Source organism: Pseudomonas sp. GM18 (genome assembly GCF_000282195.1).
Lineage (GTDB): Bacteria > Pseudomonadota > Gammaproteobacteria > Pseudomonadales > Pseudomonadaceae > Aquipseudomonas.
Genome location: NZ_AKJT01000039.1, coordinates 14,403 through 28,669 on the forward strand (window position 1 = coordinate 14,403; position 14,267 = coordinate 28,669).

Annotated in this window: 11 protein-coding genes; 7 read left to right on the forward strand and 4 right to left on the reverse strand. The window is 60.2% G+C overall.

Annotated elements, in window-relative coordinates:
* Positions 1-16: 16 nt before the first annotated feature.
* The gene (gene flgE / locus PMI21_RS16515) at positions 17-1,330 is read left to right on the forward strand and encodes a flagellar hook protein FlgE (RefSeq protein WP_007937509.1); all 1,314 of its coding nucleotides are present in this window, start codon (positions 17-19) and stop codon (positions 1,328-1,330) included.
* 160 nt (positions 1,331-1,490) lie between these two features.
* On the opposite strand, the gene PMI21_RS16510 is transcribed toward flgE, so the two are convergent.
* Positions 1,491-4,385, reverse strand: coding sequence for a ribonucleoside-diphosphate reductase subunit alpha (locus PMI21_RS16510; RefSeq protein ID WP_007937510.1), 2,895 nt, complete (start codon positions 4,383-4,385; stop codon positions 1,491-1,493).
* Positions 4,386-5,125: 740 nt separating this feature from the next.
* Between PMI21_RS16510 and PMI21_RS16505 the strand changes: the two genes are divergently transcribed.
* Positions 5,126-5,839, forward strand: coding sequence for a response regulator (locus PMI21_RS16505; RefSeq protein ID WP_007937512.1), 714 nt, complete (start codon positions 5,126-5,128; stop codon positions 5,837-5,839).
* Complete coding sequence (locus tag PMI21_RS16500; protein ID WP_007937514.1) at positions 5,836-7,446, forward strand: ATP-binding protein; 1,611 nt, start codon at positions 5,836-5,838, stop codon at positions 7,444-7,446. Before PMI21_RS16505 ends, PMI21_RS16500 begins: the two co-directional genes overlap by 4 nt.
* A gap of 156 nt (positions 7,447-7,602) precedes the next feature.
* Here PMI21_RS16500 and PMI21_RS16495 read toward each other — a convergent pair whose 3' ends face one another.
* Together PMI21_RS16495 and PMI21_RS16490 are read right to left on the reverse strand one after the other, a co-directional pair.
* Positions 7,603-8,328, reverse strand: a complete 726-nt coding sequence (locus PMI21_RS16495) for a 4'-phosphopantetheinyl transferase family protein (RefSeq protein ID WP_202948786.1) — start codon at positions 8,326-8,328, stop codon at positions 7,603-7,605.
* A gap of 82 nt (positions 8,329-8,410) precedes the next feature.
* Entirely contained in the window at positions 8,411-9,202 is a 792-nt protein-coding gene (locus PMI21_RS16490) for a dienelactone hydrolase family protein (RefSeq protein ID WP_007937519.1), read from the reverse strand.
* A gap of 147 nt (positions 9,203-9,349) precedes the next feature.
* Between PMI21_RS16490 and PMI21_RS16485 the strand changes: the two genes are divergently transcribed.
* From PMI21_RS16485 to PMI21_RS16470, 4 genes are all read left to right on the forward strand, one after another.
* Positions 9,350-9,952, forward strand: a complete 603-nt coding sequence (locus PMI21_RS16485; protein WP_007937521.1) for a membrane protein — start codon at positions 9,350-9,352, stop codon at positions 9,950-9,952.
* A 90-nt stretch (positions 9,953-10,042) separates the two neighbouring features.
* Positions 10,043-10,720: a response regulator gene (locus PMI21_RS16480; protein ID WP_007937523.1), complete on the forward strand. Its 678-nt coding sequence runs from the start codon at positions 10,043-10,045 to the stop codon at positions 10,718-10,720.
* The gene (locus tag PMI21_RS16475) at positions 10,717-12,063 is read left to right on the forward strand and encodes an ATP-binding protein (RefSeq protein ID WP_007937526.1); all 1,347 of its coding nucleotides are present in this window, start codon (positions 10,717-10,719) and stop codon (positions 12,061-12,063) included. Before PMI21_RS16480 ends, PMI21_RS16475 begins: the two co-directional genes overlap by 4 nt.
* A 460-nt stretch (positions 12,064-12,523) precedes the next feature.
* Positions 12,524-12,883, forward strand: coding sequence for a DUF6124 family protein (locus PMI21_RS16470; RefSeq protein ID WP_007937528.1), 360 nt, complete (start codon positions 12,524-12,526; stop codon positions 12,881-12,883).
* Between the two features lie 123 nt (positions 12,884-13,006).
* Here PMI21_RS16470 and PMI21_RS16465 read toward each other — a convergent pair whose 3' ends face one another.
* Entirely contained in the window at positions 13,007-14,005 is a 999-nt protein-coding gene (locus PMI21_RS16465; protein WP_007937529.1) for an AraC family transcriptional regulator, read from the reverse strand.
* Positions 14,006-14,267: the final 262 nt, after the last annotated feature.

Here is a 14,267-nt window from a genome sequence, read left to right on the forward strand (position 1 = left end):
CACAAAGGAGTGGAATATGTCTTTCAATATCGGCCTTAGCGGTCTCTATGCAGCCAACAAACAACTGGACGTGACCGGCAACAACATCGCCAACGTCGCGACCACCGGTTTCAAATCGTCCCGTGCAGAATTCGAAGACGTGTACTCGGCCACTCGCCTGGGTACCGGCAGCAAGACCATCGGTAACGGCGTGCGCCTGGCCAACGTTTCCCAGCAGTTCAGCCAGGGTGACGTGAACAACACCGGCAACGTGCTGGACATGGGCATTCAGGGCAACGGCTTCTTCATCCTCAGCGACAACGGTTCCCTGAGCTACACCCGTGCCGGTGCGTTCAAGACCGATGCTCAAAACTATGTAGTCGATAACAACGGCAACCGTCTGCAGGGTTATGGTGTCGATGCCAACGGCAAGATCATCAACGGCGTGTTAACTGACTTGAAGATCGATACGTCGAGCCTGAAGCCGAATCCGACGACCAAGGTTGATCAGACGATGAACCTGAACTCGGCGGAAACTACGCCGACCGTGGCCCCGTTCAGCCCGACCGATACCAACAGCTATAACAAGACCATCTCCACCAAGGTCTACGACAGCCAGGGTAACGAGCACACCATGGATCAGTACTACGTGAAAACGGGTACCAACGCGTGGCGTATCTACACGTATATGGACGGCCGTACCCCATCGGACCCGGCCAACAACACCCTGACTCCGGCGGTGGCGGATATCAGCTTCAACTCTGACGGCAGTATTAACACGCTGGCCGCAGTTTCCGGCTGGACCGTAAGTGGTAAAACTTTGACCATGAGTAACTGGGTTCCAGGTGCTGTGACCAACGCCGCAACGATTCCTGTGACCTGGGGCCCGAACGGTTCTGTCGCTGCCACTGGCGGTATCGCGTTCAACATGGCGCTGACCACTTCTTACAACTCGGCGACCGCCCGTACCGCCCAATACCAGGACGGCTACGCCACCGGCCAGATCTCCAGCCTGACCATCGACGCCAGCGGCGTCATGACCGCCAACTTCAGCAACCAGCAAACCAAGGCTATCGGCCAGGTGGCGGTGGCCAGCTTCGCCAACGAGCAAGGTTTGCAGCCAGTGGGCGGTACCCGCTGGAAAGAAACCTTCGCCTCCGGTGTGGCCGGTGTCGATGCGCCGAAGACCGGTACCTTGGGTTCAATCGTGTCCAACTCCCTGGAAGAGTCCAACGTCAACCTGACCAACGAACTGGTTGACTTGATCAAGGCGCAGAGCAACTACCAGGCGAACGCCAAGACCATCTCCACCCAGAGCACCATCATGCAGACCATCATTCAGATGACTTGATGCTTGATAGTGCTGCATAAGAAACCCCTCGCAAGAGGGGTTTTTTTTGCCTTGCAGAATCAAGATTTCGACCTTAAAGGCAGGCAAAAGAAAACCCCCGGCAAGCCAAAGGCTCATCGGGGGTTTCAGGTAAGCGCCCTGGAGCGCCTACCGGCTCAGCTTATTGGCAAGCTTCGCAATCCGGCTCGTCGATGGCGCAGGCCTTCGGCACTGGCGCAGGACCGGCCGGGGCTGCCAGGACCGAGTCGTCACCGTGGTTGCCGCCGCTGGAAACAGCGTTCAGCTTACCGGTGTTGATGGTCGACTTCTCGGTGCTGGTCGCGGCCAGGGCACGGAGGTAGTAGGTGGTTTTCAGACCACGGTACCAGGCCATGCGGTAGGTCACGTCCAGCTTCTTGCCCGAAGCGCCGGCGATGTACAGGTTCAGCGACTGAGCCTGGTCGATCCACTTCTGGCGACGGCTGGCGGCGTCGACGATCCACTTGGTGTCCACTTCGAAGGCAGTCGCGTAGAGCTCTTTGAGTTCTTGCGGGATGCGCTCGATCTGCTGCACCGAACCGTCGTAGTACTTCAGGTCGTTGATCATGACCGAGTCCCACAGGCCACGAGCCTTCAGGTCGCGAACCAGGTACGGGTTGATCACGGTGAATTCGCCCGACAGGTTCGATTTCACATAGAGGTTCTGGTAGGTCGGTTCGATCGACTGCGACACGCCGGTGATGTTGGCGATGGTTGCGGTCGGTGCGATGGCCATGATGTTGGAGTTACGAATGCCTTTCTGTACACGGGCGCGAACCGGTGCCCAGTCCAGGGTTTCGTTCAGGTCAACGTCGATGTACTTCTGGCCACGCTGCTCGATCAGGATCTGTTGCGAATCCAGCGGCAGGATGCCTTTGGACCACAGCGAACCCTGGAACGTCTCGTAGGCGCCACGTTCGTCAGCCAGGTCGCAGGACGCCTGGATCGCGTAGTAGCTGACCGCTTCCATCGATTTGTCGGCGAACTCGACGGCAGCGTCGGAACCGTAAGGGATGTGCTGCAGGTACAAAGCGTCCTGGAAGCCCATGATGCCCAGGCCGACCGGACGGTGCTTGAAGTTGGAGTTCTTCGCTTGCGGCACCGAGTAGTAGTTGATGTCGATCACGTTATCGAGCATGCGCACGGCGGTGTTCACGGTGCGTTGCAGCTTGGCGGTGTCCAGCTTGCCGTCGACGATGTGGTTCGGCAGGTTGATCGAGCCCAGGTTGCAAACGGCGATCTCGTCCTTGTTGGTGTTCAAGGTGATCTCGGTGCACAGGTTCGAGCTGTGAACCACGCCTACGTGCTGCTGCGGGCTGCGCAGGTTGCACGGGTCTTTGAAGGTCAGCCATGGGTGGCCGGTTTCAAACAGCATGGACAGCATTTTGCGCCACAGGTCTTTGGCCTGGATGGTCTTGAACAGCTTGACCTTGCCCGGGTACTCGGTCAGGGCTTCGTAGTACTCGTAACGCTCTTCGAAGGCCTTGCCGGTCAGGTCGTGCAGGTCCGGTACTTCGGACGGCGAGAACAGGGTCCACTTGCCGTCATCGAAGACACGCTTCATGAACAGGTCAGGGATCCAGTTGGCGGTGTTCATGTCGTGGGTACGACGGCGGTCATCACCGGTGTTCTTGCGCAGCTCGATGAACTCTTCGATGTCCATGTGCCAGGTTTCCAGGTAGGCACAGACAGCGCCTTTGCGCTTGCCACCCTGGTTAACGGCGACGGCGGTGTCGTTCACCACTTTCAGGAACGGCACGACGCCCTGGGATTTGCCGTTGGTGCCCTTGATGTACGAACCCAGCGCACGAACCGGGGTCCAGTCGTTGCCCAGGCCGCCTGCGAATTTCGACAACATGGCGTTGTCGTGGATCGCGTGGTAGATGCCCGACAGGTCATCCGGCACGGTGGTCAGGTAGCAGCTCGACAGCTGTGGACGCAGGGTACCGGCGTTGAACAGGGTTGGGGTCGAGGACATGTAGTCGAAGGACGACAACAGGTTGTAGAACTCGATCGCACGGTCTTCTTTGTGCTTCTCTTCGATTGCCAGGCCCATGGCCACGCGCATGAAGAAAATCTGTGGCAGTTCGAAGCGGATACCGTCCTTGTGGATGAAGTAACGGTCGTACAGGGTTTGCAGGCCCAGGTACGTGAACTGCTGATCGCGCTCGTGGTTGATCGCCTTGCCGAGTTTTTCCAGGTCGAAGGACGCCAGAACCGGGTTCAGCAATTCGAATTCGATACCTTTGGCGATGTACGCGGGCAGTGCCTTGGCGTACAGGTCGACCATTTCGTGGTGGGTCGCGCTGTCGGCGACACCGAGGAAGCCCAGGCCTTCGGCACGCAGGGTGTCCATCAGCAGGCGGGCGGTCACGAACGAGTAGTTCGGCTCACGCTCGACCAGCGTACGGGCAGTCATCACCAGGGCGGTGTTGACGTCGGTCAGGGCCACGCCGTCGTACAGGTTTTTCAGGGTTTCGCGCTGGATCAGCTCGCCGTCGACTTCTTCCAGGCCTTCGCATGCTTCGGTGACGATGGTGTTCAGGCGACCCATGTCCAGCGGTGCGAGGCTGCCATCGGCGCGGGTGATGCGGATCGATGGGTGAGCGTTGACGGCTTCTTCGGCAGGGGTGTGCGCTGCGCGCTCTTTGGCGCGGGAGTCACGGTAGATCACGTAGTCGCGGGCTACTTTCTGCTCGCCGGCACGCATCAGGGCCAGTTCGACCTGGTCCTGGATTTCTTCGATGTGGATGGTGCCGCCTGAAGGCATGCGACGCTTGAAGGTCGCGGTGACTTGTTCGGTCAGGCGGGCAACGGTGTCGTGGATTCGCGACGAAGCGGCAGCGGTGCCGCCCTCAACTGCAAGAAACGCTTTGGTGATGGCGACGGTGATTTTGTCATCGGTGTAAGGAACGACAGTGCCGTTACGCTTGATCACGCGCAGTTGGCCAGGCGCGGTGGCGGACAGATCCGAATTCGAATCGGCGGCCTGCGGCAAGGTGCCCTGCGGGTTCTCGCGAGTTGTGTCGGTTTGCATGGGGGGGTATCTCCACATTCTCTATGTTTGTTTGGGCACCATCACGGTGCCCACCGTTCTGTCCTGAAGCACTACAACCGGCGGGGGCCGGGCATACCAACTTCGGGACAGATCAGGAAGGGGGCTATCGGGCGCCGCTTCCATGCCGAAGTCTTTGGTGTCACGCCTTGGGGCCTGAAACCGAATTCCGTTTTGGGCGGCAGTAAATGACTGCAACACCCGTACCGTTATCGCCGTTTCGGGCTTAAAAACAGTAGCCATCCGCACGCGCGGTTTGGTCTTTCGAAAATACGTTTGGTTCAACCGGAAAGAGGCAATAAAAGCGCTTGAAATCGGTGTCCGGTTTGTGTTTGGTTTTTGGCATGAAACCCTACATGTAGGGTTTTTTTTGCGCCGAGGTACAAGATAATGCGTTTTGGAGGGTGTTGCAACGTACTGCCTGTGGATAAACCTGTGCGTAAATTGTGTGTGAAAGAGGGAACAGGCGTGTAGGCCGCGACCTAGCTGGAGCCGACCATTTTTCACTGATTTTCAGCGACAGAAAACAGTCATCCGGATTTTTAAGGGCGCGAACCCTATCACAAAAAACCGTTGTGTCCGAACGCATTTACCGGCTTGTGTTCCAGACGTGTGGCGTTTATACAATCGGCCCATGCAGATGCATTCTTATCCTCCCCAATCATTACAAAAAGACGGGCGGATCCTTCCTTAAGCAGTGGTGTTGGCAAGCAGAGGTCATCGTGGAGCAAGAAGCCTGGCAGGTATTGATTGTCGAAGACGACCAGCGTCTGGCCGAACTGACCCGCGATTACCTGGAAACCAACGGCCTGCGAGTATCGATCGAGGGCAATGGCGCCCTGGCCGCGGCACGCATCATCAAGGAGAAGCCGGACCTGGTGATTCTCGACCTGATGCTCCCCGGCGAAGATGGCCTGAACATTTGCCGCAAGGTCCGTGACAAATATGACGGGCCGATCCTGATGCTCACCGCGCGCACCGATGACACCGATCAGATTCTTGGCCTGGACCTGGGCGCCGACGACTACGTTTGCAAACCGGTGCGCCCACGTTTATTGCTCGCGCGTATTCAGGCCCTGCTGCGGCGTAGCGAAGCGCCTGAAGCCGCCCCGGAAAAACTCCGGCGCCTGCAGTTCGGCCCGTTGGTGGTGGACAACGCACTGCGCGAAGCCTGGTTGCATGACAACGGCATCGAGCTGACCAGTGCCGAGTTCGATTTGCTCTGGCTGCTGGTGGCCAATGCCGGGCGTATTCTTTCCCGCGAAGAAATTTTCACCGCGCTGCGCGGTATCGGTTATGACGGCCAGGACCGCTCCATCGACGTGCGCATCTCGCGCATCCGCCCCAAGATCGGCGATGACCCGGAGCATCCGCGGCTAATCAAGACCATCCGCAGCAAAGGCTATTTGTTCGTGCCGGAAGCCTGCACGCTGTGAACTCGATCTTCCTGCGTATTTATGGCGGCATGTGCGCGGCGCTGATTCTGGTGGCCGTGCTCGGCGTGCTGGCCTTGCACCTGCTTAACCAGGTGCGCAGCGAACAGTACCGCGAGCGCCTGGCCCACGGTACGTTCTCGCTGATGGCCGATAACCTGCAACCGATGAACGAAACCGAGCGCCACCGAGCCTTGCTGTTGTGGGAGCGCTTGCTCGGGATTCCGCTGGCGCTGAAGACGTTCCCCCAGACCGACCTCGACCTGACCCAGCGCACCCGCGTGCTGCACGGCCAGGCACTGGTGGAGCAGACCGGCCCGCACGCGGCGAAGGTTTATCGCCTGGTCAGCGACAAGGAACAACTGGTGCTCACCGGTGAAGTCCAGCAGATCAGCGAGCAACTGGCGCGAGCGACTATTTACCTGCTGGCCGATGAACTGGTGCGCTACCCGGTGGCCGAGCAGCCCAAGCGCCTGGCGCAGTTAAAGGAAGAGAAGGGCTTTGGCTTCGATCTGCGGCTGGTGACGGTCGATCAGGCCGACATGGACGAAGACCAGAGCCGCCGCGTATCCGAAGGCGACACAGTGATGGCGTTGGGCAAGGGCGGCGATTCGATCCGGGTGTTTGCCGGCATGGTCGGTACGCCGTGGGTGCTGGAAATCGGCCCGCTGTATCAGATGAATCCTTACCCGCCCGAGTGGCTGGTGCTGATCGCGGCGCTTGGCTTGAGCCTGATTGGTTTGATTGTCTATCTGTTGGTGCGGCAACTGGAGCGCCGTTTGCGCGGGCTGGAAGCCGCCGCCACGCGCATTGCCAAGGGCAGCCTGGAAACCCGCGTACCGGCACGCGGCGCCGACTCGGTGGGGCGGCTGGCCTCGGCGTTCAATGGCATGGCCGAGCACTTGCAACAATTGTTGGCGATTCAGCGAGAGCTGGTGCGCGCCGTGTCCCACGAATTGCGCACACCGGTGGCGCGCTTGCGTTTTGGTTTGGAAATGATCGGCTCGGCCACCACGCCGCAAGCGCTGGAGAAATACCGCGAGGGTATGGACCATGATATCGAGGACCTCGATCGGCTAGTCGACGAGATGCTCACCTATGCCCGGCTGGAGCAGGGCTCGCCGGCGCTGAATTTCCAGCGGATCGATCTGGACGCGTTGGTCAATCAGGTGATCGAGGAACTGGCGCCTCTGCGTGCCGAGGTCACGGTACAGCGTGGCTTGTGCCTGTCGGCCGCCGATTGTGACGGCGCCTGGGTCGAGGCAGAGCCGCGCTACTTGCACCGGGCGTTGCAGAATCTGGTGAGCAACGCCATGCGCCACGCCCATTCACGGGTGACCGTCAGCTATCAGGTGGGGCAGCAGCGCTGTCGGGTGGATGTGGAGGATGACGGGCCGGGCGTGCCGGAAACCGCGTGGGAGAAAATCTTCACCCCGTTCCTGCGCCTCGACGACAGCCGCACCCGTGCCTCGGGTGGGCATGGGCTGGGATTGTCGATCGTGCGGCGGATCATCCATTGGCACGACGGGCGAGCGTTGATCAGCAAGAGCAAAAGCCTGGGCGGGGCGTGTTTCAGTTTGAGCTGGCCGAGGAATCAGGAGCGGCGTTGAAATTGGGCACATGACCCGTAGCAGCTGGCGAAGCCTGCGTTCGGCTGCGAAGCAGTCGTAAATCCTGAGCACGCGATTTGCCTGAAACACCGCAGTGTATGGTTTGACGACTGCTTCGCAGCCGAACGCAGGCTTCGCCAGCTGCTACGGGGGGCTTCAGGCTTTGATACTGACCAGACTCAACAACTGCCCATCCATCACGACAAACTGCGCATCCAGCTCGGTGCCGCTACGCCATTCAGTGGACAGGTCGGTCAGCAACCGCAACCGCACTTCACCGCCTTCACTCCACTCCAGCACTTCGGCGTGTTCGAAGTAGAAGCGCTTTTGGACGATCGGGTAGAGCGCCTTGAACAGGCTTTCCTTCACCGAAAACGTCAGAGTCACCACCATCGCCAACTGATCGCGAGCCCCGGCGGCCATGCGCTGCAACTCAGGCCCGGTGAGAATTTCCCCGGCCAGGCGTTCGGCCCGTTCTGCGTCGAGCAGGTTTTCCAGGTCCATCCCCAAACCGCGCCAATGGGCCTTGTTCGCGACAATCGCCGCGGCCCGACCGGTGCTGTGGGTGATCGAACCGGTGATATGCGCGGGCCACACCGGTGCGCGGTCGTCGCCGATGGCCGGAATGAAGCTCAGCCCTTCAAGTTGTTGCAACGCGGCCCGAGCGCAGACCCGTCCGGCGAGAAACTCGGCCTGACGCTTGGCCACCGAACGCTGGATGCTCGCGGGCGGCTCGATGGCGCTGCGCTGGAAATCATCGCTGGCCAGTTGCTTGGTATCGAAGTGGGTGCCCAGCAGGACCGTATCGGGCAGCACAAACGGCAGCGGCCAATGGGCGTCGAGCGGGGTGCAGCAGGCGGGTAGGGCGGGGACGGGATTCATGACGGGCATTTTGCCGGGTTGCCTTGAGGCTGGGTAGTCCCAAGGTGATCGTTCCCATGCGAGCGTGGGAACGATCACTGTGTCAGCCAAAGATCTTCTTGAAAAACGCCTGCATGTCCGCCCACGATTTTTCATCGGCGGCCTTGTTGTAACCAATGTCCGGCCCGCCATGATCGCCATGGCTCAGACGATCCGCATCAGGGTTGCTGAACCCATGCTTGGCGCCTTCGAGGCTGACGAATTTATAGTCGGCACCGGCCTTGTCCATTTCCGCCTTGAACGCCGTCACGTTTTCCGCCGTCACCATGCTGTCCAGCGCGCCATGCTCCACCAGGATTTTCGCTTTCACGCTGCCGGGCGTTGCCGGCGTATTGGTCGCCAGCGCACCGTGGAAACTCACCACGCCCACCAGTGGCAAGCCCTGCCGCGCGGCATCCAGCACCACCTTGCCACCGAAGCAATAACCGATGCCCGCCAGTTTGGCCGGATCGGTCTGTGGCTGTTTCTTCAGCAAATCGAGCCCGGCCTGAAACCGCGCGCTGGCTGCTGCGCTGTCCTTCGACGCTGCTTGCATGAACGCCATGGCGTCCTTGGGGTGTTCGGTGTTCTTGCCGTCGCCATACATGTCGATCGCCAGCGCGCTGTAGCCCAGACCGGCCAGATCGCGGGCGCGCCGCTTGGCGTAGTCGTTGAGCCCCCACCATTCATGCACCACCACCACGCCCGGGCGCGGGCCTTTGATGGCGTCGTCGTAGGCGTAATAGCCGATCAGTTTTGTGCCATCGGCACTTTGATAGGGAATTTCCTGGGTCTTGATGGCGGCCTGGCTGAGCCCGCTCACGGCCAGCAATACAAGGGCGAGGAACACACGCATGGTTGAATCTCCTTATAAAAAAACGCCAAGACAGCGTAGTCGATTTGATTCAGCTCAGGTTCAGAGTGCGTTCAGGGGGCGTACAGGGTGAGGTCAGTAACCTTGCCCCGTACCCAAAAAGCACATAGCGCATGAGGAAATTCCCCAATGACTACTTTGAAAAAACTGCTGCTGGCTTTCACCGTGATGGGCGCCAGTGTTGCCGCCCACGCCGACACCACCAATTTCGCCGGCCTGACATTTGGCCAGACCAGCGACAAGGTTAAAAAATCCAACGCCCTGAACGACAACCTCAACCACCCGAACGCCGACGGTGTGATCGGCAAGGACAACACTTGGGGGTTGCGTGTGGGCCAGCAAGACAGCCAGGGCCGCTACTACGCCACTTACGACAACGTGTCGGGCTCGCATAATGGCATTAAACTGCGTCAGGAAAACCTGCTGGGCAGCTACGATCTGTTCTACCCGGTGGGTGGCAGCACCAAACTGTTCGGCGGTGCCACGGCCGGTTTGACCAAAATGACCCAAGAATCGCCAGGCTTCAGCCGCGACAGCGACGTCGGTTACGCCGTTGGCGGTCAGGTCGGTGTATTGCAGCAAGTTTCGCAGAACACCTCGGTCGAGCTGGGTTACCGTTACCTGCGCAGCAACGCCAGCACCGAAATGAGCGAGCGCGGCGGCAGCAAACAGGGTTCGCTGGACTTGACCAGCAGCGCCCAGACGTACCTGTCCGCCAACTACGCTTTCTAAACAGCGTTTGGTTGCCAGTCAGTTAAGCCGCTCCCACAGGGGGGGCGCTTAACTGACCTTTGGAGATGTTGATTTGCCCCGGAGAGCCTTATGAAATTGCTGGTCGTCGAAGATGAAGCGCTGCTGCGCCATCACCTGCAAACCCGTTTGACGGACAGCGGCCACGTGGTCGAGGCCGTGGCCAACGCCATCGATGCGTTGCATCAGGCCGAGCAGTTCAACCATGACCTGGCGGTGATCGACCTCGGTCTGCCGGGCATGGGCGGGCTCGACCTGATTCGTCACCTGCGCTCCCAGGGCAAGACGTTTCCTATCCTGATCCTCACCGCACGCGGCAACTGGCAGGACAAGGTCGAAGGCCTCGCCGCCGGCGCCGATGACTACGTGGTCAAGCCGTTCCAGTTCGAAGAGCTGGACGCCCGGCTCAATGCCTTGCTGCGCCGTTCCAGCGGTTTCACCCAGTCGACCATCGTCGCCGGTCCCTTGCTGCTGGACCTCAATCGCAAACAGGCGTCCCTCGATGACCAACCGCTGGCGCTGACCGCCTACGAATACCGGATCCTCGAATACCTGATGCGGCATCACCAGCAAGTGGTGGCCAAGGACCGCTTGATGGAGCAGCTCTACCCGGATGACGACGAGCGCGATCCGAATGTGATCGAAGTGCTGGTCGGCCGCTTGCGCCGCAAACTCGAAGGCCCGGCCGGGTTCAAGCCGATTGATACCGTGCGTGGCCTTGGCTACCTGTTTAATGAGCGCTGCACTTGATTCGTTCCCTTCGTGTCCGCTTGATGCTCGCCGCCACCACCCTGGCGGTGTTGTTCATGCTGGCGTTGCTGCCGGCGATGCAGGGCGCGTTCAGCCTGGCATTGCAGGACTCCATCGAGCAGCGCCTGGCGTCGGACGTCACCACCCTGATCTCCGCCGCCCGGGTCGATAACAATCGCTTGCAGATGCCGGCGCAGTTGCCCGATGAGCGCTTCAACCTCACCGACAGCCGTTTGCTCGGCTACATCTATGACCGCGAAGGTCACCTGGTATGGCGCTCGAAAGCCACCCAGGAAGAGAACATCAACTACAAGCCGCGTTACGACGGGCGCGGTAACGAGTTCGCGAGGATTCGCGAGGCCAATGGTGAAGAGTTTTTCGTCTATGACGTCGAGGTCAAGCTGCTCGGCGGCAAAAGCGCGGCGTTCAGCATCGTCGCGCTGCAACCGGTGCGCGAATACGAAATCACCCTCGAAGGCCTGCGGGAAAACCTCTACCTGGGCTTCGGTGCCGCGTTGCTGGTGTTGCTCGTCTTGCTCTGGGTTGGCCTGACCTGGGGCTTGCAGGCGTTGAGCCGGCTGAGCCAGGAGCTGGACCAGATCGAAAGCGGCACCCGTGAAAGCCTCAGCGAACAACACCCGCGCGAACTGCTGCGCCTGACCGGCTCGCTCAACCGTTTGCTGCACAGCGAGCGTGAACAGCGCAGCCGCTATCGCGACTCCCTCGATGACCTGGCCCACAGCCTGAAAACCCCGCTGGCGGTGTTGCAAGGGGTCAGCGAAGACATGGCGCAAAAGCCGCAAGAGCGCGAACAGGCCTGGGTGCTGCAAACCCAGATCGAACGCATGAGCCAGCAGATCAGCTATCAACTGCAACGGGCCAGCCTGCGCAAAAGCGGCCTGGTGCGTCATCAGGTGCGCCTGCGGCCGGTGCTGCAAAGCCTCTGCGACACCCTGGACAAGGTCTACCGCGACAAGCGCGTGCGGGTCGCTTTCGATCTGCCGGATCAGTGTTACGTGCCGATCGAGCAGGGCGCCTTGCTGGAAATGATGGGCAACCTGCTGGAAAACGCCTATCGCCTGTGTTTGAGCGAAGTGCGCATCAGCGTGCGCGAAACCCTCAGCGGGATTGAGCTTTGCATTGAAGACGATGGCCCCGGCGTACCACCGGACCAGCGCGCGCGGATTCTCGAGCGCGGCGAGCGGCTGGACCGCCAGCATCCGGGGCAGGGGATTGGCCTGGCGGTGGTCAAGGACATCATCGAGAGTTACAGCGCCAAGCTGACGCTGGGGGATTCGCCGATGGGCGGGGCGGCGTTCCGGATTCATTTTCCGGTGGTTTGATGTAGGGGCTTGGCCGAAAAGATCGCAGCCTCGTTGCACTCGACAGCTCCTACAGGTGGACGCAAATCCCTGTAATCCCTGTAATCCCTGTAGGAGCTGTCGAGTGCAACGAGGCTGCGATCTTTTGATTTTAAACGGTGATGTTTAACCGACACTTCCAGAAACTCACCCAACCTACACATCCTTGCGCCGCTGCCTACGACTACGCCAGAATCCGCCGGCTAGTACGCCTGTGGCCCGGGCTATATCGTTTCCCTGTCGCTGACCAATCAGCGATCGGGTTTAGCAGCCCGGGTCATCTCTAGGCGTACAACGTTAGTCGTTCATGTTATGGCGGCTTTGCGTGGGGCACTTCGGTGCGCCGGGTTCTAGAGTCCTGGTCTGCTAACCCGCGTACAGCCGCCACCTCTTTTTCGTTTAGCAGCGATATGTAGCGGCTCCATTACTCTAGGAGCGTCATATGTTCAAGATCACACCGAACCCACCGGAAACCGATCCAACATCCCCCTACGAATCCCTTGATTCCAAAAAGCTCCACGAAGCCGCCGACCGTGCCCTCGATCACTACCTCAAACCACCCACCCCCAAAGACACCAAGCGCAAACCCAGCACCATTTACCATGTGGGTGCGAAGGTCGATAACGAAACCCTGCTGGTCAACGCCTGCGAATCCCTGGCGTCAGCGAGCGTGATGCTCAGTGAGTTCGCCGGGTTGATGGACATGCCACATCGCAACATGATGTTGGGGATTCAATCGGTGGTCATGCTTGGGGAGTTGGCGGTCAATCGGGTGCTGGATAACCTCGATCCGCAAGGCTAGCGAAGATGATCGTTCCCACGCTCCGCGTGGGAATGCAGCCCGGGACGCTCCGCGTCCCTTCCAGAGCCGAACGCAGAGCGTCCGTTGAGGCATTCCCACGCAGAGCGTGGGAACGATCAGTTCTTAAAGCTCCTGAGCCCGGTACGCCCCCGGTGTAAGACCGGTCCACTTCTTGAACGCCCGATGAAACGCCGACGGCTCGGAAAACCCGAGCTGCTCGGCAATCTGTTGCAACGACAGATCCGCCCGCCCCAGGTGATAAATCGCGATGTCCCGGCGCAGCTGATCCTTCAATTCCTGAAAACTCGTGCCTTCCTCGCGCAAATGCCGACGCAAGGTTTGCGGGCTGATGTGCAGGTGCGCCGCCACCGCTTCCAGGTCCGGCCAGCGCGCGCTGTCGCGGCTGAGCAAGCGCCGCAACTGGCTGCTCAGGCTGTCGCCTTCGTCGGGGCGCGACAGCAGGTCGGCGGGGGAGCGCTCGAGAAAGTGCTTGAGGGTCCGTTCGTCCTGCAACAGCGGCATGTTCAGGTAGCGACTGTGGAACAGCAGGCTACTCTGAGTAGTATCGAACGTCAGCGGGCAGGAAAACAGCAAGTCGTACTCGGCCCCGTGCTCGGGCCTCGGGTAGCTGAATGTGGCGTGTTCCAGACGAATGCGCTGGCCGATCAGCCAGCTGCCGAACCGATGCCAGATCACCAGCAGGCTTTCGCTGAGGAAGTGGTCCGGGTCCCACAGCGGCGAATCGTCGAGGCTCAGGCGAATCATCTCGCCTTCGCGGTTCAGCGTCAGGCGCGGCGCCCCGGGAAACAGGCTGTAAAACAACAGGCCGCGATTGAGCGCTTTCTCCAGCGTGCGGCAGTGGATCACCGCGTGGCACATCATCGCGAAGCTGCCGGGTTTGCTCGGGGCCTGCCCGAAGCCCAGGTATTCGTCGTCCAGGGCCAGCCACAATCCCTGGATCAACCGGGTGAACTGTTCAGGCGCGATTCGCGCGCGCGGTTCTTCAAGCAACTCGGGGCTGATCCCCAGTTGCTGCAGCAGGTTCGAATAGTCGTAGCCACGTCGGCGCGCGCCACCGAGGGCGGCACGGGCGAAATGGCTGGCGATGGTGCGTTCACGCATGAGGGCAGGTCCGTCCACTGAGCAATGGATGGTAGCGGTGCCCGTCGACGATGAACAAGGCGGATATCCGCCAAATTGCAGGACGAGGTCAGGCGGGTTGGCGGATATCCGCCACATGGTTGTAACCGGTTGGTGACCAAAAGAAACCTGTAACCCTTGATGTCAAAAGGCTCGCAGGCTTTTTGGCGAATGTGGCACGGGCCTTGCGATACAACGAGCAGATGCCTGCCGTTGCGCAGCTCGACAAAACAAATCCCTCCAG

Coding starts and splice junctions, on each gene's coding strand:
- PMI21_RS16465 (WP_007937529.1), bottom strand. CDS start 14,005: ATGCGTGAACGCACCATCGCCAGCCATTTCGCCCGTGCCGCCCTCGGT.
- PMI21_RS16495 (WP_202948786.1), bottom strand. CDS start 8,328: ATGAATCCCGTCCCCGCCCTACCCGCCTGCTGCACCCCGCTCGACGCC.
- flgE (WP_007937509.1), top strand. CDS start 17: ATGTCTTTCAATATCGGCCTTAGCGGTCTCTATGCAGCCAACAAACAA.
- PMI21_RS16485 (WP_007937521.1), top strand. CDS start 9,350: ATGACTACTTTGAAAAAACTGCTGCTGGCTTTCACCGTGATGGGCGCC.
- PMI21_RS16470 (WP_007937528.1), top strand. CDS start 12,524: ATGTTCAAGATCACACCGAACCCACCGGAAACCGATCCAACATCCCCC.
- PMI21_RS16480 (WP_007937523.1), top strand. CDS start 10,043: ATGAAATTGCTGGTCGTCGAAGATGAAGCGCTGCTGCGCCATCACCTG.
- PMI21_RS16510 (WP_007937510.1), bottom strand. CDS start 4,385: ATGCAAACCGACACAACTCGCGAGAACCCGCAGGGCACCTTGCCGCAG.
- PMI21_RS16490 (WP_007937519.1), bottom strand. CDS start 9,202: ATGCGTGTGTTCCTCGCCCTTGTATTGCTGGCCGTGAGCGGGCTCAGC.